The sequence below is a fragment of the Azospirillum mesophilum genome (assembly GCF_053470405.2).
In genome coordinates, this window is the sequence record NZ_JBPXMQ020000017.1 from 87833 (window position 1) to 111021 (window position 23189).

A 23189-nucleotide genomic window follows, 5' to 3' on the forward strand; every position below is an offset into this window, starting at 1 on the left:
GAGGCCACCGATGAAGCTTCCAACGCCGAACCGCCGTGCCGTTGCCGTGTTGGGGTGTCTGTTCGCCGCCTCCCTGCTTGTCCCCGTGACGGTGGCGGGTGCCGTCGCGCAGCAGGCGAGCGGTGCGCCGGGTGCGCCGGACGCCACGATCACCCTCGACGGCCGCTACCTTCCCAACCCGCCGGTGCCGTTCGGGGGCGAGATCAACTTCAACGCCGCCCAGTCCAAGCCCTACTGGCCGCCCCGCGTGGTGCCGCCGAAGGGCGCGCCGAACATCCTGCTCATCATGACGGACGACGTCGGGTTCGGGGCGCCCAGCACCTTCGGCGGCGTCATCCCGACACCGGCGCTCGACCGCATCGCCAGGAACGGCTTGCGCTACACGCAGTTCCATTCCACGGCCCTGTGCTCGCCGACGCGCGCCGCGCTCATCACCGGGCGCAACCATCACTCGGCTGGCTTCGGCCAGATCACCGAAACGTCCACCGGCTATCCCGGCTACGACAGCATCATCAAGCGGAACACGGCGACCATCGGACGCATCCTGAAAGACAACGGTTATGCGACCTCCTGGTTCGGCAAAGACCACAACACGCCGGCCTTCCAGGCGAGCCAGGCCGGCCCCTTCGACCAGTGGCCGATCGGGATGGGCTTCGAGTATTTCTACGGTTTCATTGGCGGCGACACCAGCCAGTGGCAGCCCAACCTGTTCCGCCAGACCACTCCGATCCAACCCTACGTCGGCAATCCGGGCTGGAACCTGACCACGGCGATGGCCGACGACGCCATCGCCCACATCCGCATGCTGAACGAGGTCGATCCCGCCAAGCCGTTCTTCGTCCATTACGTCCCCGGCGGGACCCACGCGCCGCACCATCCCACGCCGGAATGGATCAAGACGATCAGCGACATGCATCTGTTCGACAAGGGGTGGAACGCGCTCCGCGAGCAGATCTTCGAGAACCAGAAGCGCCTGGGGGTGATCCCGCAGGACGCGAAGCTCACGCCATGGCCTGACGACCTGCTGAAGAACTGGGACACGCTGTCGGCGGACGAGAAGAAGCTCTTCATCCGCCAGGCCGACGTCTACGCCGCCTATCTCGCCTACACCGACCACGAGATCGGCCGCGTCATCCAGGCGGTCGAGGACATGGGCAAGCTCGACAACACGCTGGTCATCTACATCAGCGGCGACAACGGCTCCAGCGCCGAGGGCACGCCCAACGGGACACCGAACGAGATCGCCCAGTTCAACGGCGCCGAGGTTTCGGTGGCCGACCAGCTGAAGTATTTCTACGACGCCTGGGGCTCGGACAAGACCTACAACCACATGGCCGTCGGTTGGACCTGGGCCTTCGACACGCCCTACAAATGGACGAAGCAGATCGCCTCGCATTTCGGCGGCACGCGGCAGGGCATGGCCATCGCATGGCCGGGCCACATCGCCGACCCCGGCGGCATCCGCAACCAGTTCCACCATGTCATCGACATCGTGCCGACGATCCTGGACGCCGTCGGCATCCCGGCCCCGGTGATGGTCGACGGCATCGCCCAGAAGCCGATCGAGGGCGTCAGCATGGCCTACACCTTCGACAAGGCGAACGCCGGCGCGCCCACACGGCACCAGACCCAGTATTTCGAGATCTTCGGCAATCGCGGCATCTACCATGACGGCTGGTACGCCAACACGCTGCCGATCAATCCCCCCTGGAAGCTGACCGCCATCCTCGATCCCGACGTGATGAACAGCTACCGGTGGGAACTCTACGACCTGACGAAGGACTGGACGCAAAACGACGACGTTGCAGCCTCCAACCCGGACAAGTTGAAGGAATTGCAGGCGCTGTTCGTGGCGGAAGCCACGAAGAACCAAGTGTTTCCGCTCGACAACACCGTCGCGACGCGGGCGGTGATGCCGCGGCCGAGCGTGACGGCGGGCCGGAGCGAATTCACCTACACCGGTGAACTCACGGGCATTCCGATGGGCGATGCGCCACAACTCCTCGGCACGTCCTACACCATGACGGCCGACGTGGAGGTGCCGGAGGGCGGCGGCAACGGCATGCTGGCGACGCAGGGTGGCCGGTTCGGCGGCTGGGGCTTTTACCTCCTGAAGGGCAAGCCCGTGTATGTCTGGAACCTGGTCGACCTTGCCCGGGTCCGCTGGGAAGGTGCCGAGCCGCTGTCGCCCGGCAAGCACACCGTCACGTTCGACTTCACGTACGACGGGCTCGGCTTCGCGACGCTGGCGTTCAACGACAGCAGCGGCCTCGGCCGCAGCGGCACCGGCGTGCTGTCCGTGGACGGCCGCCCCGTCGCCACACAAAGGATGGAACGGACGATTCCGGTTCTCCTGCAATGGGACGAATCCTTCGACATCGGATCCGACACCGGAACCCCGGTGGACGATCGGGATTACCAGGTGCCGTTCCGGTTCGACGGTCGGATCGACAAGCTGACGCTCAAACTCGACCGGCCGAAGCTGACGCGCGAGGACGAACAGCGTCTGATGGAGGCGCAGCGCAACAACCGGATGAGCGAATGATGGCGGACGAGGAACACCGAGGCGCGCCGGGAAGGGAGGCGACGATATGAGCCATGGACGTTTTGGACCGGTGCTTCCGGCATTGGCCATGCTCTTGACCGCCTGCACCAACATGGCCACCGGCTTCGAACAGCCCCGTCAGGCCCCTCCCGAACCGGGAGCGGTCGCAACTCTGGACCGGCTGTCCGCCAGCCAATGCAATCCGCAGGTCGCCTCGTCGCTGGCCGGCGCCCGCATTCCCATGGCCGACGTCCAGGGCCTCACCTATGGCCTCTACCGCGACGCCCGTCGGGGCGACGTCGTCGGTTACGACGCCTGGGTGAAGCTGAGGGATCAGCCGGGGGCCATCGTGGTGCAGTTGAACGCGGACTGCTCCCCCCGGCAAATGTACGCGAGGGACGGTGCCCACATGCCCGAACCGTCCGGTTGATCGGCGCTTCCACGGCGCCAAACGGTGGAGCGTAAGGCGACACGGTCAGTTCAAGTGCACGTTGGCGGATAACAGACTTACGGGGCATGCCCCCGCGTACGGGTGGCCCCGCATGACCCCCCGGAAAGGAGACCTCGGAAAGGAGACGACGATGCAACGATCAATGATCGCCGGCGCCTCGATGCTGGTGCTGGGAGGCTTGGCGGGGTGCTCGGACACGAACTCCTGGTTCGATTCCAGCCCGGACGCAACGACCGGCAAAACAGGGACGGTTCCGTCCGGAACAAGCGGCACGTCAACGGAGGACACCGGCGCCAACGCGTCCGGAACGAGCGCGGCGCCACCGACCACCGGCCCTACCCAGACACAGAGGGCGCGGCGCGGAGCGGGGGACGACGGAGTGCGCGTCTTTCCGGGCACGATAACGACGCCATGAGTTCGATGTGGCCCAATCATGCTGGGCGGCAGACCGCGTGGACAATGAAAGTACCATCAAGTTTCTCACCTGACGAAACCACGAACGAAAGGCCCGCAAGATGCTGAAGATCTCGCTGCGTCCCCGGTTGATGGCCGGGCTGGTGCTGTCGCCTCTGGTGCTGAGCGGATGCGTGTCCCAAAGCGCCTATGACCAGCTGCAAGCTCAGAACCAACAACTGCAATCGCAGAACCAGCAACTCCGACAGCAGGCTGCCGCTCGTCAGGAACAGGTCTCCCGGCTGCAGGGGGCCATCGCCTACACGGTGAACTCCGACCTGCTCTTCAAACCCGGCAGTTGGCAGATGACCAAGAGGGGCGAGAATATCATTGCTGACTTTGCCAAGAAACTGGCGGCGGAGCAGCAAAGCAAGCTGGTGGTGAACGGCTACACCGACAACAAGCCGATTGGTGCGGAACTCAAGCGTCAGGGCGTTGCCAGCAACCAGGAACTGTCGCAAAAGCGCGCCGAAGCGGTGATGCGATACATGATCTCGCAGGGCGTGAATCCGGATATGATTCAGGCGCGGGGATACGGCGATGGCAACCCGATCGCGCCGAACGACACGCCGGAAGGTCGGGCGAAGAACCGCCGTGTGGAGGTGACGACCGCCAGTTGAACACTGTTCCGCCGAACTTGACGACCCGGAGCCGACAAGACCAAATCCGCCCGCCTGTCATACCGACGGCACCAGAAGGCTTCTGTTGTTGGCATTTGGGGGGGCAGGCGAACGCCGGCCACCAATGGAACAGGGTGCGGCCGCGGATGGTGTCTGGATCGTCGGGGAGAACATTGCATCGGTCGCCGAGGACTTGGCCGAGAACTTGGCCGAGAACTTGATCGAGAACGTCAAGGCTCTCGATGTGGTCGTCGGCGACCGCCTCCCGGAGTAGGGGGCACTGTTCGAGCACGCTCTCGGGGGCGCCACGCGGTACATGTTGACCCACGCCGACATGCCGATGCTGATGGGGCATTGATCCGTGAACGAGCGGCAGTCCAGCGAGGCAAAGTCGGAGGAGGCCGGCATGCCGCTGACGGCGAAGGTCGCTTTCCTGCGGAATCCCGATGCCTGCCCGAAACGCCCGCGTCGGGTGCAGGCCGTGGAGACGCGCCTGTCCTGGGTCTTCCTGACCGACCGGCACGCCTACAAGCTGAAGAAGCCGAAGCGGCTGTCCTACCTGAACTTTTCGACACTCGCCGCCCGCCGGGCGAATTGCCTGACGGAGGTCGCGCTGAACCGTCGGCTCGCCCCCCGCGTCTATCTGGGGGTCGTCGGCCTGTTCGCCGGGCCGGACGGGCGGCCAGAGGATGCGGTCGATTGGCTGGTGTGGATGGTGCGCCTGCCGGCCGAACACCGCCTGGACGAGCGCATCCGGGCCGACGCGCTGACGCACGCCGACGTGACGCTGCTCGGCAACGCCCTGTCGGAGTTCTACCGCGACAGTCCCGAGGGACGGCCGTCATGTCCCCTTCCGCCGCCTGCTCGCCAACGACGGCCGCTGCCGTCCGGTGGCCCTGGCCCCGCGCGGCGACGCGGCGGTGCTGCCCTTCTTCCACGTGTTCGGCATGACCGGGGTGATGAACTTCGGCCTCGCGCTGGGGGCGGAACTGATCCTGCTGCCGCGCGTGGACGTGGGCGAGATTCTGAGAACCATCCAGCGCAAGCGGCCGACCATCCTGAGCGGCGTGCCACGCCTGTTCCAGGCGATTGCGGCCTTTCCCCGCCTGGATCGCTACGACCTTTCGTCGCTGCGGCTCTGCGTGTCCGGCGGCGACAGCCTGCCGCCCTTGTGGCTGGAGCGTTTCCAGCAAATCACCGGCGCCTATCTGGCCGAAGGCTACGGCCTGACGGAGGCGTCCCCGGTGGTCACCTGCAACCCGTTCCGGGGCCTGAACAAGCCGGGCGCGGCGGGACTGCCCCTGCCCGGCACGGTGGTGGAGATCGTCTCGCTGGAGGACCGCCACACACCGCAACCGCTCGGCCGGATCGGGGAGATCTGCGTGACCGGGCCGCAGTTCATGGCCGGCTACTGGAACGACGCCACGGCCACGGCGGAGGCGATGGCCGGCGGACACCTGCACACGGGCGACATCGGCTTCCTGGACGAGGACGGCTATCTGCACATCGTGGACCGGCTGAAGGACCTGATCGTCACCGGCGGGCAGCACGTCTATCCCCGCGCCGTCGAGGCGGCGATCCGCCAGCACCCGATGGTCACGGACGCCACGGTGATCGGGGAGCCGCACCCGGTGCGCGGCCAGGTGGTCACGGCCTTCGTTGTCCGGACGCCCGACGCCACGCTCTCGGTGGACGATCTGCGCGCCTTCCTGGCGGACCGGCTGTCCCGCTTCGAACAGCCGCAGCGGATCGAGTTCCGCGGCACGCTGCCGACCTCCGCGATCGGCAAGATCCTGAAGCGCCGCCTGATCCCCGACCCGACCACCCCCCAAACGGACCACGAGCGTTGCGGCTGAACACCGGCATTCCGCGATCAGGCCAATTCCGGACGAAACCCCAATTCCGGACGAAACCATCGTCGGCCACACGATGGTGGACGCGGACGTCATCGAATACCACGACGACCTTGAGATCAGCCTGGAACTGCCTGGCCTCGGCGCCGGAGACGTGTCGGTGCACTTGTCCGATGGCGGCATCACCCGTGCGGGCGGTGCAGCCGGACCCGTCCCTGTCCAGCTGCACCGTCGAGATGTCGATCCCTGCATCCCGGCAGCGCTCAATCGGCGAGCAGCTCGCTGATGGAGCCGCCCGCGTGAATGCGGGCAATGGCTTCCCCCAACAGGGGCGCAATGCCCAGCACGGTCACGCGGCGGGATAGCAGTTCATCGGGAAGACGGAACGGCGGCAGTGTGTCGGTGACGATGATCCGGTCGAACAGCGGGGATGCGACGACATCGGCGGCGCCGACGAACACCCCGTGCGTGGCGGCGGCGAAGACCGGACCGCACCCCGCCGCACGGCAGGCCGACGCGGCGCGCATCATCGTGGTGCCGGTGCTGATCAGGTCGTCCAGGATCACCACCGCCCGGCCCTTGACGTCGCCGACCAGCGTGTCGCCACGGACCACGCCGCTGCTGCGCGTCTTTTCCATGAAGGCCAGCCCGACGTCGCGCTTCAGGGCGTGCGCCAGGGACTCGCGCAGCCGTTCGGCCCGCTTGACCCCGCCCACGTCCGGCGAGACGATCGACAGGTCGTCGTGGTCGACCAGCGGCATCAGATGCTCGACGAACAGCGGGCGCGCTTCCAGGTGCTCCGTCCGGCACCGGAAGGCGTTCTCGAAGGCGGCGAGGTTGTGGACGTCCACCGTGACGATGCGGTCCAGGCCGACCGCCTCCAGCATGCTCGCCAGATAGCGTACGGTCACGGGATCACGTGGCTTGGTGCGCCGGTCCTTGCGCGCGTAGGCGAGATAGGGCGTGACGGCGGTGACCCGCGCGGCGGACGCGTCCCTGACTGCCCCGATGAAGAACAGCAGCCGGCACAGCTTGTCGTGCACGCTGCGCGCGGCATCGCCTTGCAGCGACTGCACCACATAGACGTCCTTGTTGCGCACCCCGACCAGCGGGCGGATCTTGAACTCACCGTCCTCGAAGGGCCGTTCCTCATGGGGGCACACCGGCACTTCCAGGTATTCCGCGACCATCCGCCCGTGCCCCCAGCCCGGGTCCAGGTCGAACAGCGCAATATCGTCGCTACCCATGGCGAACCTCCCCGTCCCGTCAATGGGCCGGCAGCACCGCGCAATCGACCGGGGTGTTGATCATGTGCCGGGTCGCCCCACCCAGGACCACCTCGCGCAGGCGGCTGTGCCCGTAGCCGCCCATGACCAGCAGCCCGGCGTTCAGCTCCGTCGCCGTGGCGGCCAGCGCCGCGCCGACCGGCCCTTGCTCCCTTGGTATCCGGCGAAGGCGTGCAGCACCTCGACATGCGCGGAAAGCGGGCGTCTTTGCAGTTAGGCTCTTTGCAGTTAGGCTGGGACAACCCTGCGCCCCGGACGCGGCGCCGGCCTTAAACCAAGTTAAGAGCCCCGCCTTTTCGCGGCCTCCAGGGCGCCCAGCGTCCGCCGGGGCCGCCCGGCCACCCGCCGCACCCGCTTGAGCAGCCCGTCGGCCAGGACCATGCCGATCACCGCCGGCAACCCCGGCAGCCAGGCCCATCCGGGCAATGGCATGGTGCCGAACAGCCGGTTGCCGATCCCGGTGTAGACGACCAGAAGGATCAGCCCGGCCTCCGCCGCCACGCCCCACCACAGGAAGCGGTTGCGCGGCACGCTTCGGTCGAACAGGGACTCCCGCTCGCTGCGGCACAGGAAGACGTTGACGACCTGCGCCACCACGATGGCGGCCAGACAGGCGGTCGTCGCCTGCCGGTACAGCGGGTCGATGGCGTCGAGCCTCTGCCCCAACGACCAGCCCCCGGCATGAAGCACCGCAAAATAGGCCGACAGGGCGGCTGCCGCCTCGAACAGGCCGAGCAGCAGATAGGCCCGCACCAGCAGCCCCGCCGTCAGCAGACTCTGCCGGCGGGATCGCGGCGGCTGTGTCATGGCGGCCCGGTGCGGCGGCTCCGCCCCCAGCGCCAAGGCCGGCATCATGTCGGTGCCCAGGTCCACCGCCAGGATCTGGATGACGGTCAGCGGCAACGGCACGCCGAACAGGCCGAAGGCAAGGTAGGGAACCAGCTCGGGAACGTTGGAGGCCAGGATGTAGGTCATGAACTTGCGGATGTTGGCGAAGACCGCCCGCCCCTCCTCCACCGCGCGGACGATGCTGGCGAAGTTGTCGTCCAGCAGCACCATGTCGGCGGCCTCCCGCGCCACGTCGGTGCCGGCCCGCCCCATGGCGATGCCGATTTCCGCCTGCTTCAGGGCCGGCGCGTCGTTCACCCCGTCGCCGGTCACCGCGACGATCTCGCCTCGCCGCTGCAGGGCCTGGACGACCCGCAGCTTCTGGTCGGCGCCGATGCGGGCGAACAGGATGTCGTCGGCGTCGAGCGCCAGCATCAGGTGGGTGTCGGACATGGCCCGCAGCCGGTCGCCGGTCACGATCTCCACCTCCGGGCCCCGCACCAGCCCGATTTCCCGCGCGATGGCCAGCGCTGTGTGCGGATGGTCGCCGGTGATCATGATGACGCGGATGCCGGCCGCGCGCGCCTTGGCGATGGCGTCCGGCACCTCTGGACGGGGCGGGTCCTCCAGGCCGACAAGACCGGCCAGGATCAGGGCGCGTTCCGGGGCGGCGGGATCGGGCCCGTCACGCCACGCCAACGCCAGCACGCGCAGGCCCCGGCGCGCCATGTCCTCCTGCAGCCGCAGCAGGTCGGCCCGCCGCCCGTCGTCCAGCGGCACCACCCCCGAGCCGTCGGCAAGGTGGCTGCACAGCGGCAGCACCGTCTCCACCGCCCCCTTGGTGTGGACGACGCGGCCCTTCGGTGCATCGTGCAGGGTGGACAGCCGCTTGCGCTCGCTGTCGAAGGGAATCTCTCCGACCAGCGGGTGCCGCGTGCCCGGCCCGGCGTGCTCGACGAGCGCGACCTCCATCGGGTCACCGAGCCAGCCGCCGTCGGAGCGTTTCAGCGTGTGGCAGTGGCGCTCCACGGCGGCCAGCGCCTCCGGAACGCCATGCGTCGCCTTCACCGCCATGCGGTTCTGCGTCAGCGTGCCGGTCTTGTCGGTGCAGATGACCGTGGCGGAGCCCAGCGTCTCCACCGCGGGCAGATGGCGGATCAGCACGTTGCGCTTCGCCATGCGCCGGGCACCCATGGCCAGCGCCAGGGTCACCGTGGGCAGCAGCCCTTCCGGCACGTTCGCCACGATGACGCCGATGCCGAACACGAAGGCCGACCACAGCGGCAGTCCGGCCTGCATCCCGATCAGGGCCAGCGCGACGCCGGCCACCGTCGCCAGGATGCCGATGATCCGGCTGACCCGCGCGATCTCCGCCAGCAGGGGCGAGCGCTCGCGTTCCTCGCCCTGGGTCAGGCGGGCGATGCGGCCGAACTCCGTGTGCGCCCCGGTCGCGAACACGACCGCCCGCCCCTCCCCCGCCACCACGGTGGTGCCGCCCAGCACGAGGTTGTGCGCCAGGAGGTGGTCGCGCTCCTCGGTCGGCTCGGCGTCGCGGGACACCGGGTTGGCTTCGCCCGTCAGCGTGGAGGTGTTGACCCGCAGGCCCTGCGCGTCGATCACGCGCGCGTCGGCGGGCACGCGGTCGCCCTCGGCCAACAGGATCAGGTCGCCCGGCACCAGATCGGCCGCCTCGCGGACGGCGACGGCCCCGTCGCGCACCGCCTTGACCCGTTGCGGCAGCAGCTTCGCAAGCGACGCCAGTTCCCGCTCCGCCTTGTGGTCTTGCCAGAAGCTGAACAGCCCGTTGATGACGATGACCGCGATGATGGCCGCGGCCAGCACGCCCATGCCCCCGCCCGGGTGGTGGATCTCGGCGATCAGGGCGAGTCCCGCGGCAATCCACAGCAGCACCGCGAAAAAATGCGTGAAGCTGCGCAGAAAGCGTTCGCTCAAGGAGCGCCGCCGGACCGATTTGACGACGTTGGGCCCAAACCGGCCATGACGCCGGAGGGCTTCCGCGTCGGTGAGCCCGGCCGACCCGCTGCGCAGGCTCGATAACGCCTGCTGCACCGAAAGCGTCTGTATCCGCATGACTCCTCCGGCGCGGCGCGCGGTTGGTCACTGGATGGAGGGACGCCGAGCAATCCGTTTCAGGCTGCCGTCGGTGCGGCGGGCGAACACCTGCACCTGATGGCCGAGGTCGCACACGCGCTCTGCGTCGTGCAGGGCCGCTTGCAGCGCCTCACGCCGGGAGCGAAAGGCCCCGCCGCAATCGCCGCCCTGCATCCGCACGGTCCACGCCTCCCGCTGTGGTTCCACGATGTAGTTCAAGTGCAGGCAAGACCCCATGACACCACCCGCCAATTCGAAACACACCGATGCGCCGATCCGGCCGGAATCTTGCGGCAAGGCCCGGCGATGCGCCTTAATCTCGGTTAAGGACCCGTGAGGCGATCCGCCTCCTGGGCGAGGCGATCCAGAATCGGGGCGATCTCAACCGTCAGCGGGGCGCAGCCCGCCAAGCCGCGCAACGGATCGGGCAATGTGGCCAGTTCCGCCGCCGCATAGGTCCGGATCACATCGAGGCCCGGCAAAGGGGCCACACGGCGGCCAGCCCGCATCACCGGCACCAGCAGAGGCCGGCCCGGTTCGCCGCTGCCCGTGACGGACAGCCGGTCGGCTTCGATCCGTCCGTCGGGATCATAGCGCCGGAAGACCTGCTTGCGCCCCGGCCATGTCGCCTTGCCCGTCGACCGCTTGCGCCGGGGAAGGCCGGCGTACTCGACGAGCTTGTAGGCACAGTCGAGCGCCGGCGCGTCGCTGGAGGTCGTCAGGCTGGTTCCGACGCCGAAGCTGTCGATGGGCGCCCCGCCATCGACCAGGGCGGCGACGGTTGCCTCGTCCAGGGCACCGCTGGCAATGATCTTGGTGCCGGTCAGGCCGCCGTCGTCGAGGATGGCCCGCACCCGGCGGGAAAGCGCGGCCAGATCGCCGCTGTCGAGCCGCACGCCGTCGAGCCGGATGCCCTCGGCAGCCAGGCTCCCGGCCAAGGCGACGGCCTTTCGCGCGGCGGCCTTGGTGTCGTAGGTGTCCAGGAGCAGAACGAGGTTGCGCGGACGGGAGCGGGCGAAGTTGCGGAACGCCTCCATCTCGCTGCCGTGTGCCTGGATGAAGGAGTGCGCCATCGTTCCCACGACCGGGATGCCGAAGCGCATGGCCGCCGACACGGTCGCCGTTCCAGCAAACCCGGCGAGATAGCTCGCCCGCGCCGCCAGCAGCGCGGCTTCGGCGCCGTGGACGCGCCGTAGCCCGAAATCGACGAGGGGGTGGGCACGGGCCGCCAGCGCCAGCCGCGCCGCCTTCGACGCGATCACCGTCTGCAGGTGGATCAGGTTGATGAGGCGGCTTTCGACGAGCTGCGCCTGAGGCAGGGGCGCCGTCACCCGCAGAATGGGTTCGCTGGCGAAGAAGACCGTCCCCTCGGGAAGCGCGTCCACATCCCCGGTGAAGCGGAACACGGCAAGCTCCGCAACCGCCGCTTCGGAAAGGCCCCCGTGATCGCGGAGCCACGCAAGCTCCTCCGCCTCGAAGCGGGCGCCTTCCAGGAATGCGACCGCCTGTTCGAGGCCGGCGGCGACCAGGAAGTTTCGCCCGGCCGGCAGCGTGCGCACGAACAGCTCGAACGAGGCCGGCTCGGTCAGGCCATGCTCGGCGTAGGCCTGGAACATCGCCAGCTGGTAATAGTCGGTCAGCAGAAGGCTGTCGTCGTGTGGCATCGTTCCGGCGCGGTTAGAACGAAATGCTCCAAAGGTCGCGCACGTCGCGCGGCAGAGACCGCGCCACCTTCTCAACCTCCTCGACCGAAATGTGGGCGGCCGGAAGGTCGAACACAGCGGCGCTGAGACGCGCCGGGTCCGGCTCCGGGTAGCCGTGCATCTCGCTGAGGATCACGTCGTAGAAATGCTCCAGCTTGCGGTCGTCCTTGTGGAGCCGCTCCATCAACTCCTTCAACCGGCTGTTCGTCAGATGGAGGGTTTCATCGAAGATGGGCAGGCAGGCCGTGCTCATGGAAGACTCCCTTCGGCGGATGGGGCCAGCGGATGGCACGCCGTTCAGTCGCGCCGCCAGGAGATACGGGCGGCATACTCGCCCTCGTCGTAATGGAGATCGAGGTCGCCACCGTAGGCGCTGTGCAGGGCCTCGCCGATGCGGCGGGGCAGATGGATGTCCGTGGTGGTGACCGTGATGTCCTCGTCGCGCCCCTTGATGTCCATGATCCGGTGCAGGGGATGCTCGGCCTTTTCCAGGGACTCCTGGTGCCGGACGGCGGCCAGGATTTCGTCCTGATGCGCCGCGATGAACCCGCCGGTCAGCGACAGGGTCGCGGCGGGATAGCGGTCGTTGATGCGATGGCAGGCCGGGCACAGCGCCTCGACGGCCTCGATCGGGCGAAGCCCCCACGTCCAGCGTCCATCACGATAGACCGCGCCGCATTGCGGACAGACGCCGGGGTCGGATGTCTTGCCCGCCTGCCTGTACGGATCGTGCATGTGTTCCTGGAGCAGCCGGTCGCGCCGGACCGGGTGCGGATGGTGGTCCCTGGATTGCTCGCGCATGGTAACCTCACCCATGAAGGCGGGACGTGCCGGAGAAGCCCGGCACTCCCCGGCCCAGTGACCCTCAGCGGCCGGCGATTTCGATCTTCCGCTTGCCGGGCTGGCTCGGCCCGGTCTTGGGCAGCGTGACCATGAGGACGCCGTTCTTCATGGACGCGGTGATGCGGTCGCGGTCCACGTTGGCGGGCAGGCGGAACGACCGCGCGCACAGGCCGTAGCGCCGCTCCGAGAAATAGCGGTTGGTGCCCTTCTCCTCCTTTTCCTCGTTCTTTTCGGCCCGGATGGAGAGGACATCGTCCTGAATACCGACCTCGACAGACGTCTCGTCCATGCCGGGCATTTCCATGGTCACCCGATATTCGCCCTCGCGCTCATCGACCTCGGCCGGCGGCGCGAAGGCCATGGCTTCCATGTCGGTGCGCAGCAACGGTTCCAGGTCGAACGGCGAGCGCCGGCTCCAGGGGAAGCGGAGCATTGATGAGGCTTCGTCGAACAGCCGGTCGACCTCGTCGCGCAGAGCCAAAAGAGGATGCCGGTTGCGTTCGGCAATCTCCTTGGCGGCCGCGCCGGTGGAGGCGACCTCCTGCTTGACCTCCTGCTTGGGCTTTTCCGTCACGTTCGTTTCGGCCATGGATGCCTCCTGTTCCTTGAGAGCGGGCGTGACGGCTTCTGTATCGCCCCGATACCCCGTGCCCACGTTAACCTGGATCAAGCAGCCCCAAGCCGCGGCCGAACGATGAGGAGGTAACGTCACCTCCTGTTCCCGGAGGCCGTCTTAACCTGTGTGAAGAGAGCCCACCGGAAGCGCGCGTAAACAGGTCACGCTGTGGCACGCAAGGCCAGACCAAGCACCGGGAAGCATGAGGTATGAGGTGGTTTCCGACCAGGAAGGGAGCACGTCACGATGCCCGGATCAAAAGCCATCGGCGGCCCAAGCTCGGCGGCCCAAGCCTGCCGTTCCGGTTCCGTGATCGGACCGACGCTGGCCGGCGCCTTGCCGCGCGGCGGTGTCGCGGTGGGGTTGGAGGTGGCGCGGGCGCTCAACGCGCCGCTCGATGTCGTGCTCGTGCGCAAGATCGGTGCGCCGCGCGAACCCGAAGCGATTGGTGCAGGCGGTGCCGGTGGCGCCACTGGACACCTTGTCCGAGTTGCAGGCCGAAGCCGATGAGGTCGTCTGCCTACAGGTGCCGTCCCCATTCGGCGCCATCGGCGCCTTCTACGAGGACTTCCGCCAGCTCGACGACGACGACGTCCGCCTGCTGGACGAGGCCGCGAAGGAACATGCCGCCCGGCCAGCGGCCAGCCAGCCGTAAGGAGACTGCCCATGGCATCGCCTCGCTTCATCAGCATCTCCGTCGCCGTTCTCCTGTCCGCCGGCCCCTTCGCCTGCCAGACGCCGTCGCACGCCGCCTGCGAGACCGGAACCCCGGCACCGGCTGGAACGGCCGCCCGCGCGGAGGCGCCCGGTGCCCAGCCGACCGCCCCCGTCTCCCAGGCGTTCGCCGCCCTGGATCGGGATCACGACGGAACGCTCACCGCCAACGAGCTGACCGCCGGCCAGGATCAGGTTCTCCGCCTGTTCGACACCGACGGGGACGGCAAGGTCTCGCTTCAGGAGTTCATCAGCGCGCCGCTCGGCCCCGTGGGCAACCGGCCCGGCGCGCCGCAACGCATCGCCCAGGTCCGCACGGCCCGTTTCCAACAGCTCGACCGCAACGGCGACGGCGTGCTGACCACCGACGAGTTCGCCCGCGTCACCGTCGCGACCGTCATGGAACTGCGCGACATCAATTGCGACGGCCACCTCTCCTTGGGAGAGCTGGCCGCCCCGTTGCCGCAAGCTCCACGCTGACCTGAGCCATGGTGGCGGCGGCACCCATCAAGACTGCGCTCGGCTTCGGCGGACGGTTCCTTGGCCTTGCCGGAGGCTACTGGTCCGGACCGGGGGCGTGGCCCGCCCGCCTCCTCACCGCCGCTCTACTGATTCTGACCATGGCGCAGGTGCTGGTTCCCGTGCTGATCAATCTGTGGAGCCTGCGCATGTTCGACGCGCTGGAGCAGCGCTTCATGGACCGCCTCCTGGCCGTGGGCGCGGCGGCCATGGGCATCATCGCCTTCAGCATCGCCGTGACGGTGGCGCATCTCCGGGTCAAACGGCGGCTGCAGATTGACTGGCGGGCCTGGCTGACGCAGGCGCTTCTGGACTCCTGGCTGGCGGACGGGCGGGAGCATCGGCTTGCCGGGATGGCTGGGGATCTCGACAACCCGGACGGCCGCATCGCCGAGGACATCCGCATCGTCACCGAACTCGCCATCGACCTCGGCCATTCGCTGACCTACTGCATCCTCCTGCTGATCAGTTTCGCCAACATCCTCTGGATGCTGTCGGGCACGGCGGAGGTTACGGTGGCCGACGTCACGGTCGTCATTCCCGGCCATCTCCTCTATGCAGCCCTGCTCTTCGCCGCCGCCGGGACCACCGTCGCCATGATCATCGGCCGCCCCCTGGTGCGCGCGGTCGAGTTGCGTCAGGCCCGCGAGGCCGATTTCCGCTTCGGCCTGGCGCGAACGCGGGAGAGCGCGCGGAACATCGCCCTGCTGCACGGCGAACCCGGCGAACGCGACCGCCTGTCCGGCCTGTTCGGTGGCGTGCGCGGCGGCTGGGACAAGCAGACCTACGCGCTGGTCACGGTGATGACCTTCAGCGCCTCCTACACCGTGCTGTCCGCCGCCTTCCCGATCCTGGTGGCGGCGCCGCGCTACATCGCCGGGACGATCACGCTGGGCGTGCTGATGCAGACCGTGCAGGCGTTCCAGCAGACCGTGGCCGCGCTGTCCTGGCCCATCGACAATCTGGCGACCGTCGCCCAATGGAAGGCCTCGGTCGAACGCGTGCTCGGCCTGCGGGACGCGCTTCGCCAGCTTGAGGGCTGCGTGGACGACACCGCCCGCCGCGCCTGAAAGGCGCTGTTGCCGCCGCGCCTGAAAGGCGCTGTTGCCGATGCGCCTGAAAGGTGCCGTTGCGCTCAGAAATGGTCGCACACGGCCTTGCGGACGCGGCGGATGTCGTCGTCGATTTGCTCCGGCGTGGTGTGCGGCCCCAGATCGTCGAAATGCAGGTGCTCGACCACCGCGATGCCGCACAGGCCCATGATCGCGGCGTCTTGCGTGACCGTGAAGGCCCGCATCTCCCCCGTCGCCTCCAGATAGGCCATGGGGGCCGCGGAGCTGGTGACGATCAGCCCCTTGCGCCCGCGCAGCTTGCCCTCGATCTCCTCCTCCTTTCTCACCTCCCAGGCAAAGCCGTAGGTGAAGACCCGGTCCACATAGCCCTTGAGCATGGCCGGCATGCCGGCCCACCAGATCGGGAACAGGAAGGTGATCGCCTGGGAAGCGGTGATGAGGTCCTGCTCGGTCCGGATGTCCTCGGGCACGGGAGCCGTGCCGGCCAGCTCCTCCTCCGACAGCACCGGGTTGAAGCCCATGGTGTAGAGGTCGCGCACCATCACCTCGTGCCCGCATTGCTCCAGCTCGTCCACATAGGCTCCCGCCGCTTGCCGGATGAAGCTGCCGGAACGCGGGTGCGCGAAAACGACGACGTGCTTCATGGCGTTCCTCCCCGTTCACTGCCTTTGTTCAGGCGACTTCCCGCGGTGCGCGGCCGAGCCCCTGTTCCAGGTCCACCACGGCGCGCAGGGTCTTCAGCACGCTGTCGGGCGTCAGGCTGATGGAATCGATGCCCAGGCGCACCAGGAACTCGGCGATCTCCGGATAGTCGGAAGGCGCCTGCCCGCAGATGCCGCAGGGCCGCCCGTTGCGCCGCGCGCCCTCGACCGCCTGGCGCAGGAAAGCGAGCACGCCCGGATCGCGCTCGTCGAAGTCGAAGGCGACCAGCGGGCTGTCCCGATCCACGCCCAGCGTCAGCTGGGTCAGGTCGTTGGAGCCGATGGAGAAGCCGTCGAACAGCTTGGCGAACTCGTCCACCAGCAGCACGTTGTTCGGAATCTCGCACATCACGTAGATCTCCAATCCGTCGCGCCCGCGCTCCAGCCCGTGGCGGGCCATGGCGGCGATGACGCGCTCCGCCTCCTCCAGGCGGCGGCAGAAGGGCACCATGACCTTCACGTTGGTCAGCCCCATGGCCCCGCGCACGCGGGCCAGCGCGCGGCATTCCAGCGCGAAGCCCTCCTCGTAGGCCGGGTGGGCGTAGCGCGAGGCTCCCCGGAAGCCCAGCATGGGGTTCTCCTCGACCGGCTCGAACGACCGCCCGCCGATCAGGGAGGCGTATTCGTTGGTCTTGAAGTCGGACAGCCGGACGATGACCGGACGCGGATAGAAGGCGGCGGCGATGGTGCCGATCCCTTCCGACAGCCGCTCGACGAAGTAGGCGCCGCCGTCGGGATGGTTGCGGATCAGGCGGACGATGCGCGCCCGGTCATCCACGTCCGCCACGCGCTCCGGATGGACCAGCGCCATCGGGTGCGCCTTGATGGACTCGTTGACGATGAACTCCATGCGCGCCAGCCCCACGCCGTCCACGGGAAGCTGGCCGGTCTGGAACGCCTGATCCGGGTTGCCGAGGTTCACCATGATGCGGGTCCGTGGGCGCGGCAGGCGGCCGAGATGGATGTGTTCCACGCGGAACGGCACGGCGCCGTCATAGACCTTGCCCGTGTCGCCCTCGGCGCAGGACACGGTCACCGTCTGTCCGTCGCGCATCGCCTCGGTCGCGTGATCGGCCCCGACCACGGCGGGGATGCCCAGCTCGCGGGCGACGATGGCGGCGTGGCAGGTGCGCCCGCCCCGGTTGGTGACAATGGCGGCGGCCGTCTTCATCACCGGCTCCCAGTCGGGCGTCGTGGTGTCGGCGACCAGCACCTCACCGGGGCGGAAGGCCGAGAGCGTGTGCGCGTCGCTCACCACCCGCGCAGGGCCGGTCGCGATCCGCCCGCCCACCGCCCGGCCGGTGACGAGCACCGTTCCCTTCGCCTCTGGCACGAAGCTCTCCAATTCCAGCGCCGCGCGGCGGGAGGCGACCGTCTCCGGCCGCGCCTGGACGATGTAGAGGCCGCCGTCCAGCCCGTCCTTGGCCCACTCGATGTCCATGGGCTGGCCGTAGTGGTCTTCGATCCGGATGGCGTCTTCGGCCAGCCGCAGCACCTCCTCGTCGGTCAGGCAGAACCGCTCCCGGTCGGCATCGGGCGTCGGAACGGTGCAGGTCGCCTCACGCGTGCGGCCGGGCCGGTAGATCATCCGCACCTGCTTCTCGCCCAGACGCCGCCGCAGCACCGCCCGGTGCCCCTGCCGAAAGGTCGGCTTGTGCACGTAGAACTCGTCGGGATCGACGGCACCCTGGACGACCGTTTCCCCCAGCCCGTAGGCGCCGGTGATGAACACCGCGTCGCGGAAGCCGGACTCGGTGTCCAGCGTGAACATCACCCCGGCCGAGGCCAGATCGGAGCGCACCATCTTCTGCACGCCGACCGAGAGCGCGACCTTGAAATGGTCGAAACCCTGGTCGATCCGGTAGGAGATGGCGCGGTCGGTGAACAGAGAGGCGTGGCAGCGGCGCACCGCGTCGAGCAGCATCGCCTCCCCCGTCACGTTCAGGTAGGTCTCGTGCTGGCCGGCGAAGCTGGCGGTCGGCAGATCCTCGGCCGTGGCGGAACTGCGGACCGCCACGGTAAGGCCGTCTCCATACTCACCCAGCAGATGGCGATAGGCCGTGCGGAGTTGAGCTTCCATGGGCGCGGTCAGTCCGGCGGCATAGACGATTTCGCGGGCGCGGGCTCCGGCGCGGGCGAGGCGGGCAACGTCGCTCTTGTCCAATCCGTCGAGCAGCGCGTGGAGTTCCTGCCATGCCCCCGCCTCGGTCAGCGCGTCGCGGAAGGCGACGGCGGTCAGGGCGAAGCCTTCCGGCACCGCGACCCCCAGGGGCTTCAAATGGCGGTACAGCTCACCCAGCGAGGCGTTCTTGCCGCCGACCAACGCAACGTCGTCGCGGTCAAGTTCGGAGAACCAACGGATGTAGGTCTCGTCCGACATGCCCGTCTCCTGTTTGTGCATTCCGCACACTGTGGCCGGGCAAAGGGAACGGCGCCTTAATCCAGTTTAACGCGGAGGGCGCTTCCGGCCCGCAAAATGGCCCCAACAGGACCGGAGAGAGGCCATCCATGATCGGCACGTTCGCGCAGCGGAGCCGGATCGCCTACTTCTCGCCTACTTCTCGATGAAAGCCGCATGCGCACCGCGCGAACCAGTGTCTCGGCGCGGGCGTCGGAGGCCCAGCGATACGGCGACACCACCCAGGACCAGTCGAAAACACCCCCCTCATGAAGGGTCTGGACGATCAGGCGGCCGCGCCCCGGCACCGGGATGTCGGCACCGGAATGTCGCTCGACACGCGTCCATAGCGGATGACGTGAAAGCGATCCGCCGCATCGCCTTCGCGGGCGATGTGCTGACCGGCTTCGGCATCACCCGCATCACAACACGGGGCTCCAATTCACCCGCCGACTGCCCGCGAACCGTCAACGGCGCGTGGATCGCGCCGTCACCGGGCGTACACACCCATGAGTTCGGCTTCGGCCACGGCGTGCTGGCGGGCAAGACGCTCGACATCCCGGCAGCCGGTCTTTCCGCCGAGACCGAGGGTCGGAACATCCAGGGCATAGAGCCGAAAGCGGTAATGGTGGAGCCCATGCCCGCGCGGTGGGCAGGGCCCGCGCCAGCCGGGTTTGCCGAAGTCGTTCACCGCCTCCCGCAGGCCCATATGGGCGCGGTCCGGCGCCTGTTCCGGCAGTTGGCGGGCGTCGGCGGGAAGGTCGTAAACGGCCCAGTGGTAGAAGGTTCCCGACGGCGCGTCAGGGTCGGTGCAGACGAGCGCCAGACTGCGGGCGTTCGGCGGTACGTCCGCCCATTCCAGTGGCGGCACCGCGTCACCGCCGTCACAGGTGTAGCGGTTCGGAATGCGGTCGTTGCTCCCGAAGGCGCGGCTGGACAGTTGCATGGCGTCCCTCCTTCAGCTTTTCAGCCCCCGGCCTCGGGCCATTCCAGCTGCTGGGCGGAATGGCCCAGGTAAGTGCGGGCGATGGCATCGGCGGTGGTGGCAAGCAGGGCTTCGCGTTCGCCGTGCCGTTCCTGGCAGCCCTTGCGGTGCATCACCAGCACGAGTTCCCGCACCCATTCGCGGGTCTGCTCGCCGTCGCCGAACAGGCTGCGGAACAGGCGGACCGAAGCCAGGGCGTCGGCGACCAGCTGGTGGTCGGCGCGCTCGCGCTGCAGTTCCTCGTTGGTCAGGATCATTTCAGCCTTCCTTGCCGATCACGGCTTTCGTCAGAATTCCATGCCGCCCATGCCGGGCGACGGCGGTGCGGATTTCTTCTCGGGGATTTCGGCGACCATCGCCTCGGTGGTGATCAGCAGCCCGGCGATCGACGCCGCGTCCTGGAGCGCGATGCGCACCACCTTGGTCGGGTCGATGATCCCGGCCTGCACGAGGTCGCCGTATTCGTTGGTCTGGGCGTCGTAGCCGAGGTTGGTGTCGGCCTGCCCCATCAGCTTGCCGACGACGACGGACGCGTCCACCCCGGCGTTGGCGGCGATCTGCCGGGCCGGCGTCTCCAGGGCGCGGCGCACGATGTCGATGCCGACGCGCTGGTCGTCGTTGGCCGGCTTCACCCCCTTGAGGGCGCGTTCGGCGTAGAGCAGGGCCACCCCGCCGCCGGCCACCACGCCTTCCTCGACCGCCGCGCGGGTGGCGTGCAGCGCGTCGTCCACGCGGTCCTTGCGCTCCTTCACCTCGGTCTCCGTCGCCCCACCGACGCGGATAACGGCGACGCCGCCAGCCAGCTTCGCCAGCCTCTCCTGCAGCTTCTCCCGGTCGTAGTCGGAGGTGGCCTCCTCGATCAGGTGCCGGATCTGGGTGCAGCGGGCCTTGATGACCTTGCGCGCGCCGGCACCGTCGATGATGGTGGTGGTTTCCTTCTCCACCCGGACGCGCTTGGCTTGGCCCAGCATGTCGATCGTGATGGAATCGAGCTTGATGCCGAGTTCTTCGGAAATCAGCTGCCCGCCGGTGAGGATCGCGATGTCCTCCAGCATCGCCTTGCGGCGGTCGCCGAAGCCGGGCGCCTTCACCGCGCAGACCTTCAGCCCGCCGCGCAGCTTGTTGACGACCAGGGTCGCCAGCGCTTCCCCCTCCACGTCCTCGGCAACGATCAGCAGCGGCCTGCCCGACTGCACGACCTGCTCCAGAACCGGCAGAAGCTGCTGCAGGCCGGACAGCTTCGTCTCGTGCAGCAGGATGTAGGGGTCCTCCAGCTCCGCGATCATCTTGTCGGCGTTGGTCACGAAGTAGGGCGAGAGATAGCCGCGGTCGAACTGCATGCCCTCGACCACGTCGAGGTCGGTCGCCGTGCCCTTGGCCTCCTCCACGGTGATGACGCCCTCGTTGCCGACCCGCTCCATGGCGCGGGCGAGGATGTCACCGATCTCGCGCTCGCCGTTGGCGGAGATGGTGCCGACCTGGGCGATTTCCTCCATCGTGGAGATTTTCTTGGACCGCGCCTGGATGTCCGCGATGGCCGCCTCGACGGCTAGGTCGATACCGCGCTTCAGGTCCATCGGGTTCATGCCGGCGGCCACGGCCTTGACGCCCTCGCGCACGATGGCCTGGGCCAGCACGGTGGCGGTCGTCGTGCCGTCGCCGGCTTCGGTGCTGGTCCGGCTGGCGACCTCGCGCACCATTTGGGCGCCCATGTTTTCGAAGTAGTCGGGAAGCTCCACCTCCTTGGCCACCGTCACACCATCCTTGGAGATGCGCGGGGCGCCGTACGGCCGCTCGATCAGCACGTTGCGCCCCTTCGGGCCGAGCGTCACCTTCACCGCGTCGGCCAGGATGTCGACCCCGTGGAGCATCCGCTCGCGCGCTTGCGTGGAAAACCTGATGTCCTTCGAGGCCATGGTCCTCTCCTGTCGCTGCGTCGGACGGTGACTTGCCCGGTCACCGTGTTTCGTCCGGAATACCCACGAGGCCGAATTCCCTCATGATCGGACATTCCGCGTCGTTGATCCCGACCTCGGTTCCCGGCCGGCGCCGGACCCGGGGTGCACGGCCGTCTTGGCGAGAAGGTAGGCGACCGCACCGTTGAGCGTGGTCAGCTTGGGGTAGTCCACCTCCGGGATGGCGATCTGCAGCCTTCGGCACAGGGCGGTCATGACGTTCAGATGGTCCATGGAGTCGATGTCGAGCGCCTCGCGCAGGTCCGCGTCGGGGTCCAGGCGGGAGAGATCGGCGTCCGGGGCGACGTCGCTCAGTTCCTCGGCTACGATCACGCGCAAATCGTTGGGGGTCATAGCGCTTCAGGCTCCTGCAGGAGGCGGTCGATGTCCGCCAGGAAAAGGCTGCCGCGGTGGCCGTCGCTGACCCGATGATCGGCCGCGAGCGTCAGGGTGACCAGCGGACGGACGGCAAGCCGCCCGTCCACGACCCAGGGCCGCTCGGCCGGCCGGCCGAAGCCGACGATGGCCACTTGGGGCGGGTAGATCACGCCGAACACGCCGTCGACCCCGCGGTCGCCAAGGCTGGTGACGGTTATGGTCGGGTCGCCCAGCTCGGAGCTGCGCAGATGCCCGGCCCGGGTGCGGGCCACCAGATCGCGGAACCGCTCCATCAGTTCGTCGAGGCCGAGACGGTCGGTGTCGTGAATCGCCGGAGCGGCGAGGCCACCGCCGCGGATCGCCACGGCGGCGCCGACGTGGATGCCCTGGCCCGGCTGGAAGGCGCCGTCCCGGTGATGGCCGTTGAATTCCGGCAGACGGCGCAAAGCGAGCGCCACGGCCTTGAGCTCCAGCGCGGCCAACAGCAGGCGCCGTTCCGGCGGCCGGTCGGCGTTGACGGTGGCGAGCCAGCTCTGCGCCTTGGACAGATCGACGGTGGTGCTCAGGTAGTAATGGGGAATCTCGCGCTTCGACCGGGCCATGGCCGCGGCGATGGCTTGGCGCATCTCCGCCAGGTTCAGCCCGGCGGGGCGGCGTGCCGGCGCCGCGACGGCGCGTTCCACGTCGGCCAGCAGGATGGCGCCGCCCGGTCCGTGGCCGCGGAGGCCCGACAGAGCGATGCCATGCCGGGCGGCCAGACGCCGGGCGACCGGAGACACCGGCCGGCGCCCCTGCCCCACCCCGTCCGGCAGCGGCGCCGAAGCCGGCTCCGACCGCGCGGGAACCGACGGCACAGGAACCGACGGCACAGGGGACGGGGCAGCCGCCCGCTCGACGGCTTCGGCGGCCGGCTCTCCCCCGGTGCCCGCGATGGTGGCGAGCGGCGTTCCCACCGGGAGGGTGGCCCCGGGCTCGGCCAGGATTTGCTGGACGACGCCGTCCTCGAACACCTCGACCTCGATGGCGCCCTTCTGCGTCTCGACCACGGCGATGATGTCGCCGCGCCGAACCGGATCGCCGGGCTTCTTGAGCCATTCGACCAGCGTGCCGGCCGCCATGTCGGCTCCAAGCGAGGGCATGCGGAAGGTTGCCATCG

The 23189-nt window shown here is 68.4% G+C and carries 22 protein-coding genes; 8 read left to right on the plus strand and 14 right to left on the minus strand.

The genetic code is table 11. From position 1 onward, the window contains the following. Nucleotides 1-10 precede the first annotated feature (10 nt). From ACSVC7_RS17850 to ACSVC7_RS17870, 5 genes are all read left to right on the plus strand, one after another. Nucleotides 11-2545 carry an arylsulfatase gene (locus ACSVC7_RS17850; RefSeq protein ID WP_448205661.1) on the plus strand — a complete coding sequence of 845 codons (2535 nt, stop codon included), beginning with the start codon at nucleotides 11-13 and terminating at the stop codon, nucleotides 2543-2545. A gap of 88 nt (nucleotides 2546-2633) precedes the next feature. Next, a complete protein-coding gene (locus ACSVC7_RS17855) occupies nucleotides 2634-2975 on the plus strand; it encodes a hypothetical protein (protein ID WP_448205662.1) in 342 nt (113 codons plus the stop codon). Between the two features lie 536 nt (nucleotides 2976-3511). Next, a complete protein-coding gene (locus ACSVC7_RS17860) occupies nucleotides 3512-4069 on the plus strand; it encodes an OmpA family protein (protein ID WP_448205663.1) in 558 nt (185 codons plus the stop codon). A 124-nt stretch (nucleotides 4070-4193) separates the two neighbouring features. Beyond that, the gene (locus tag ACSVC7_RS17865; protein WP_448205664.1) at nucleotides 4194-4343 is read left to right on the plus strand and encodes a hypothetical protein; all 150 of its coding nucleotides are present in this window, start codon (nucleotides 4194-4196) and stop codon (nucleotides 4341-4343) included. Between the two features lie 616 nt (nucleotides 4344-4959). Further along, on the plus strand, nucleotides 4960-5925 hold the full coding sequence (locus tag ACSVC7_RS17870) for an AMP-binding protein (protein ID WP_448205665.1): 966 nt from the start codon (nucleotides 4960-4962) through the stop codon (nucleotides 5923-5925). A 260-nt stretch (nucleotides 5926-6185) separates the two neighbouring features. On the opposite strand, the gene ACSVC7_RS17875 is transcribed toward ACSVC7_RS17870, so the two are convergent. From ACSVC7_RS17875 to ACSVC7_RS17905, 7 genes are all read right to left on the minus strand, one after another. After that, nucleotides 6186-7169 (minus strand): ribose-phosphate diphosphokinase, encoded by a 984-nt coding sequence (locus tag ACSVC7_RS17875; RefSeq protein ID WP_448205666.1) that lies wholly within the window; start codon nucleotides 7167-7169, stop codon nucleotides 6186-6188. A 318-nt stretch (nucleotides 7170-7487) separates the two neighbouring features. After that, a complete protein-coding gene (locus ACSVC7_RS17880) occupies nucleotides 7488-10127 on the minus strand; it encodes a cation-translocating P-type ATPase (protein WP_448205667.1) in 2640 nt (879 codons plus the stop codon). 27 nt (nucleotides 10128-10154) lie between these two features. Next, complete coding sequence (locus tag ACSVC7_RS17885) at nucleotides 10155-10367, minus strand: hypothetical protein (protein ID WP_448205668.1); 213 nt, start codon at nucleotides 10365-10367, stop codon at nucleotides 10155-10157. Nucleotides 10368-10471: 104 nt separating this feature from the next. Then, complete coding sequence (locus ACSVC7_RS17890; RefSeq protein ID WP_448205669.1) at nucleotides 10472-11812, minus strand: nicotinate phosphoribosyltransferase; 1341 nt, start codon at nucleotides 11810-11812, stop codon at nucleotides 10472-10474. A 13-nt stretch (nucleotides 11813-11825) separates the two neighbouring features. After that, the gene (locus tag ACSVC7_RS17895; protein ID WP_448205670.1) at nucleotides 11826-12104 is read right to left on the minus strand and encodes a DUF2267 domain-containing protein; all 279 of its coding nucleotides are present in this window, start codon (nucleotides 12102-12104) and stop codon (nucleotides 11826-11828) included. Nucleotides 12105-12148: 44 nt separating this feature from the next. Beyond that, on the minus strand, nucleotides 12149-12652 hold the full coding sequence (locus ACSVC7_RS17900; protein ID WP_448205671.1) for a BCAM0308 family protein: 504 nt from the start codon (nucleotides 12650-12652) through the stop codon (nucleotides 12149-12151). Nucleotides 12653-12716: 64 nt separating this feature from the next. Further along, the gene (locus tag ACSVC7_RS17905; RefSeq protein ID WP_448205672.1) at nucleotides 12717-13283 is read right to left on the minus strand and encodes an Hsp20/alpha crystallin family protein; all 567 of its coding nucleotides are present in this window, start codon (nucleotides 13281-13283) and stop codon (nucleotides 12717-12719) included. 490 nt (nucleotides 13284-13773) lie between these two features. On the opposite strand from ACSVC7_RS17905, the gene ACSVC7_RS17910 reads away from it, so the two are divergent. Genes ACSVC7_RS17910 through ACSVC7_RS17920 form a run of 3 tightly spaced genes read left to right on the plus strand, consistent with a single transcriptional unit; the run spans nucleotide 13774 to nucleotide 15613 of the window. Beyond that, nucleotides 13774-13965 carry a hypothetical protein gene (locus ACSVC7_RS17910; protein ID WP_448205673.1) on the plus strand — a complete coding sequence of 64 codons (192 nt, stop codon included), beginning with the start codon at nucleotides 13774-13776 and terminating at the stop codon, nucleotides 13963-13965. A gap of 11 nt (nucleotides 13966-13976) precedes the next feature. Next, entirely contained in the window at nucleotides 13977-14504 is a 528-nt protein-coding gene (locus ACSVC7_RS17915) for an EF-hand domain-containing protein (protein WP_448205674.1), read from the plus strand. An 8-nt stretch (nucleotides 14505-14512) separates the two neighbouring features. Next, nucleotides 14513-15613, plus strand: coding sequence for an SbmA/BacA-like family transporter (locus ACSVC7_RS17920; protein WP_448205675.1), 1101 nt, complete (start codon nucleotides 14513-14515; stop codon nucleotides 15611-15613). A 65-nt stretch (nucleotides 15614-15678) separates the two neighbouring features. Here ACSVC7_RS17920 and ACSVC7_RS17925 read toward each other — a convergent pair whose 3' ends face one another. From ACSVC7_RS17925 to ACSVC7_RS17955, 7 genes are all read right to left on the minus strand, one after another. After that, nucleotides 15679-16260 carry an NAD(P)H-dependent oxidoreductase gene (locus ACSVC7_RS17925; RefSeq protein WP_448205676.1) on the minus strand — a complete coding sequence of 194 codons (582 nt, stop codon included), beginning with the start codon at nucleotides 16258-16260 and terminating at the stop codon, nucleotides 15679-15681. Nucleotides 16261-16288: 28 nt separating this feature from the next. Beyond that, complete coding sequence (gene ppsA / locus ACSVC7_RS17930; protein ID WP_448205677.1) at nucleotides 16289-18697, minus strand: phosphoenolpyruvate synthase; 2409 nt, start codon at nucleotides 18695-18697, stop codon at nucleotides 16289-16291. 508 nt (nucleotides 18698-19205) lie between these two features. Then, nucleotides 19206-19661: a YbhB/YbcL family Raf kinase inhibitor-like protein gene (locus ACSVC7_RS17935; protein ID WP_448205678.1), complete on the minus strand. Its 456-nt coding sequence runs from the start codon at nucleotides 19659-19661 to the stop codon at nucleotides 19206-19208. Nucleotides 19662-19681: 20 nt separating this feature from the next. Beyond that, nucleotides 19682-19957, minus strand: coding sequence for a hypothetical protein (locus ACSVC7_RS17940; RefSeq protein ID WP_448205679.1), 276 nt, complete (start codon nucleotides 19955-19957; stop codon nucleotides 19682-19684). A 30-nt stretch (nucleotides 19958-19987) separates the two neighbouring features. Then, nucleotides 19988-21616 carry a chaperonin GroEL gene (groL, locus tag ACSVC7_RS17945; protein ID WP_448205680.1) on the minus strand — a complete coding sequence of 543 codons (1629 nt, stop codon included), beginning with the start codon at nucleotides 21614-21616 and terminating at the stop codon, nucleotides 19988-19990. 81 nt (nucleotides 21617-21697) lie between these two features. Beyond that, a complete protein-coding gene (locus ACSVC7_RS17950) occupies nucleotides 21698-22009 on the minus strand; it encodes an acyl carrier protein (protein WP_448205681.1) in 312 nt (103 codons plus the stop codon). Further along, nucleotides 22006-23187 carry a dihydrolipoamide acetyltransferase family protein gene (locus ACSVC7_RS17955; protein ID WP_448205682.1) on the minus strand — a complete coding sequence of 394 codons (1182 nt, stop codon included), beginning with the start codon at nucleotides 23185-23187 and terminating at the stop codon, nucleotides 22006-22008. Before ACSVC7_RS17955 ends, ACSVC7_RS17950 begins: the two co-directional genes overlap by 4 nt. Between the last annotated feature and the right edge of the window lie 2 nt (nucleotides 23188-23189).

Excerpts from the sequence above, each read along its gene's own strand:
- ACSVC7_RS17850 (WP_448205661.1), top strand. The coding sequence starts at position 11 with ATGAAGCTTCCAACGCCGAACCGCCGTGCCGTTGCCGTGTTGGGGTGT.
- ACSVC7_RS17855 (WP_448205662.1), top strand. The coding sequence starts at position 2,634 with ATGCTCTTGACCGCCTGCACCAACATGGCCACCGGCTTCGAACAGCCC.
- ACSVC7_RS17860 (WP_448205663.1), top strand. The coding sequence starts at position 3,512 with ATGCTGAAGATCTCGCTGCGTCCCCGGTTGATGGCCGGGCTGGTGCTG.
- ACSVC7_RS17865 (WP_448205664.1), top strand. The coding sequence starts at position 4,194 with ATGGAACAGGGTGCGGCCGCGGATGGTGTCTGGATCGTCGGGGAGAAC.
- ACSVC7_RS17875 (WP_448205666.1), bottom strand. The coding sequence starts at position 7,169 with ATGGGTAGCGACGATATTGCGCTGTTCGACCTGGACCCGGGCTGGGGG.
- ACSVC7_RS17880 (WP_448205667.1), bottom strand. The coding sequence starts at position 10,127 with ATGCGGATACAGACGCTTTCGGTGCAGCAGGCGTTATCGAGCCTGCGC.
- ACSVC7_RS17890 (WP_448205669.1), bottom strand. The coding sequence starts at position 11,812 with ATGCCACACGACGACAGCCTTCTGCTGACCGACTATTACCAGCTGGCG.
- ACSVC7_RS17895 (WP_448205670.1), bottom strand. The coding sequence starts at position 12,104 with ATGAGCACGGCCTGCCTGCCCATCTTCGATGAAACCCTCCATCTGACG.
- ACSVC7_RS17900 (WP_448205671.1), bottom strand. The coding sequence starts at position 12,652 with ATGCGCGAGCAATCCAGGGACCACCATCCGCACCCGGTCCGGCGCGAC.
- ACSVC7_RS17905 (WP_448205672.1), bottom strand. The coding sequence starts at position 13,283 with ATGGCCGAAACGAACGTGACGGAAAAGCCCAAGCAGGAGGTCAAGCAG.
- ACSVC7_RS17915 (WP_448205674.1), top strand. The coding sequence starts at position 13,977 with ATGGCATCGCCTCGCTTCATCAGCATCTCCGTCGCCGTTCTCCTGTCC.
- ACSVC7_RS17920 (WP_448205675.1), top strand. The coding sequence starts at position 14,513 with ATGGTGGCGGCGGCACCCATCAAGACTGCGCTCGGCTTCGGCGGACGG.
- ACSVC7_RS17925 (WP_448205676.1), bottom strand. The coding sequence starts at position 16,260 with ATGAAGCACGTCGTCGTTTTCGCGCACCCGCGTTCCGGCAGCTTCATC.
- ppsA (WP_448205677.1), bottom strand. The coding sequence starts at position 18,697 with ATGTCGGACGAGACCTACATCCGTTGGTTCTCCGAACTTGACCGCGAC.
- ACSVC7_RS17935 (WP_448205678.1), bottom strand. The coding sequence starts at position 19,661 with ATGCAACTGTCCAGCCGCGCCTTCGGGAGCAACGACCGCATTCCGAAC.
- ACSVC7_RS17940 (WP_448205679.1), bottom strand. The coding sequence starts at position 19,957 with ATGATCCTGACCAACGAGGAACTGCAGCGCGAGCGCGCCGACCACCAG.
- groL (WP_448205680.1), bottom strand. The coding sequence starts at position 21,616 with ATGGCCTCGAAGGACATCAGGTTTTCCACGCAAGCGCGCGAGCGGATG.
- ACSVC7_RS17950 (WP_448205681.1), bottom strand. The coding sequence starts at position 22,009 with ATGACCCCCAACGATTTGCGCGTGATCGTAGCCGAGGAACTGAGCGAC.
- ACSVC7_RS17955 (WP_448205682.1), bottom strand. The coding sequence starts at position 23,187 with ATGGCAACCTTCCGCATGCCCTCGCTTGGAGCCGACATGGCGGCCGGC.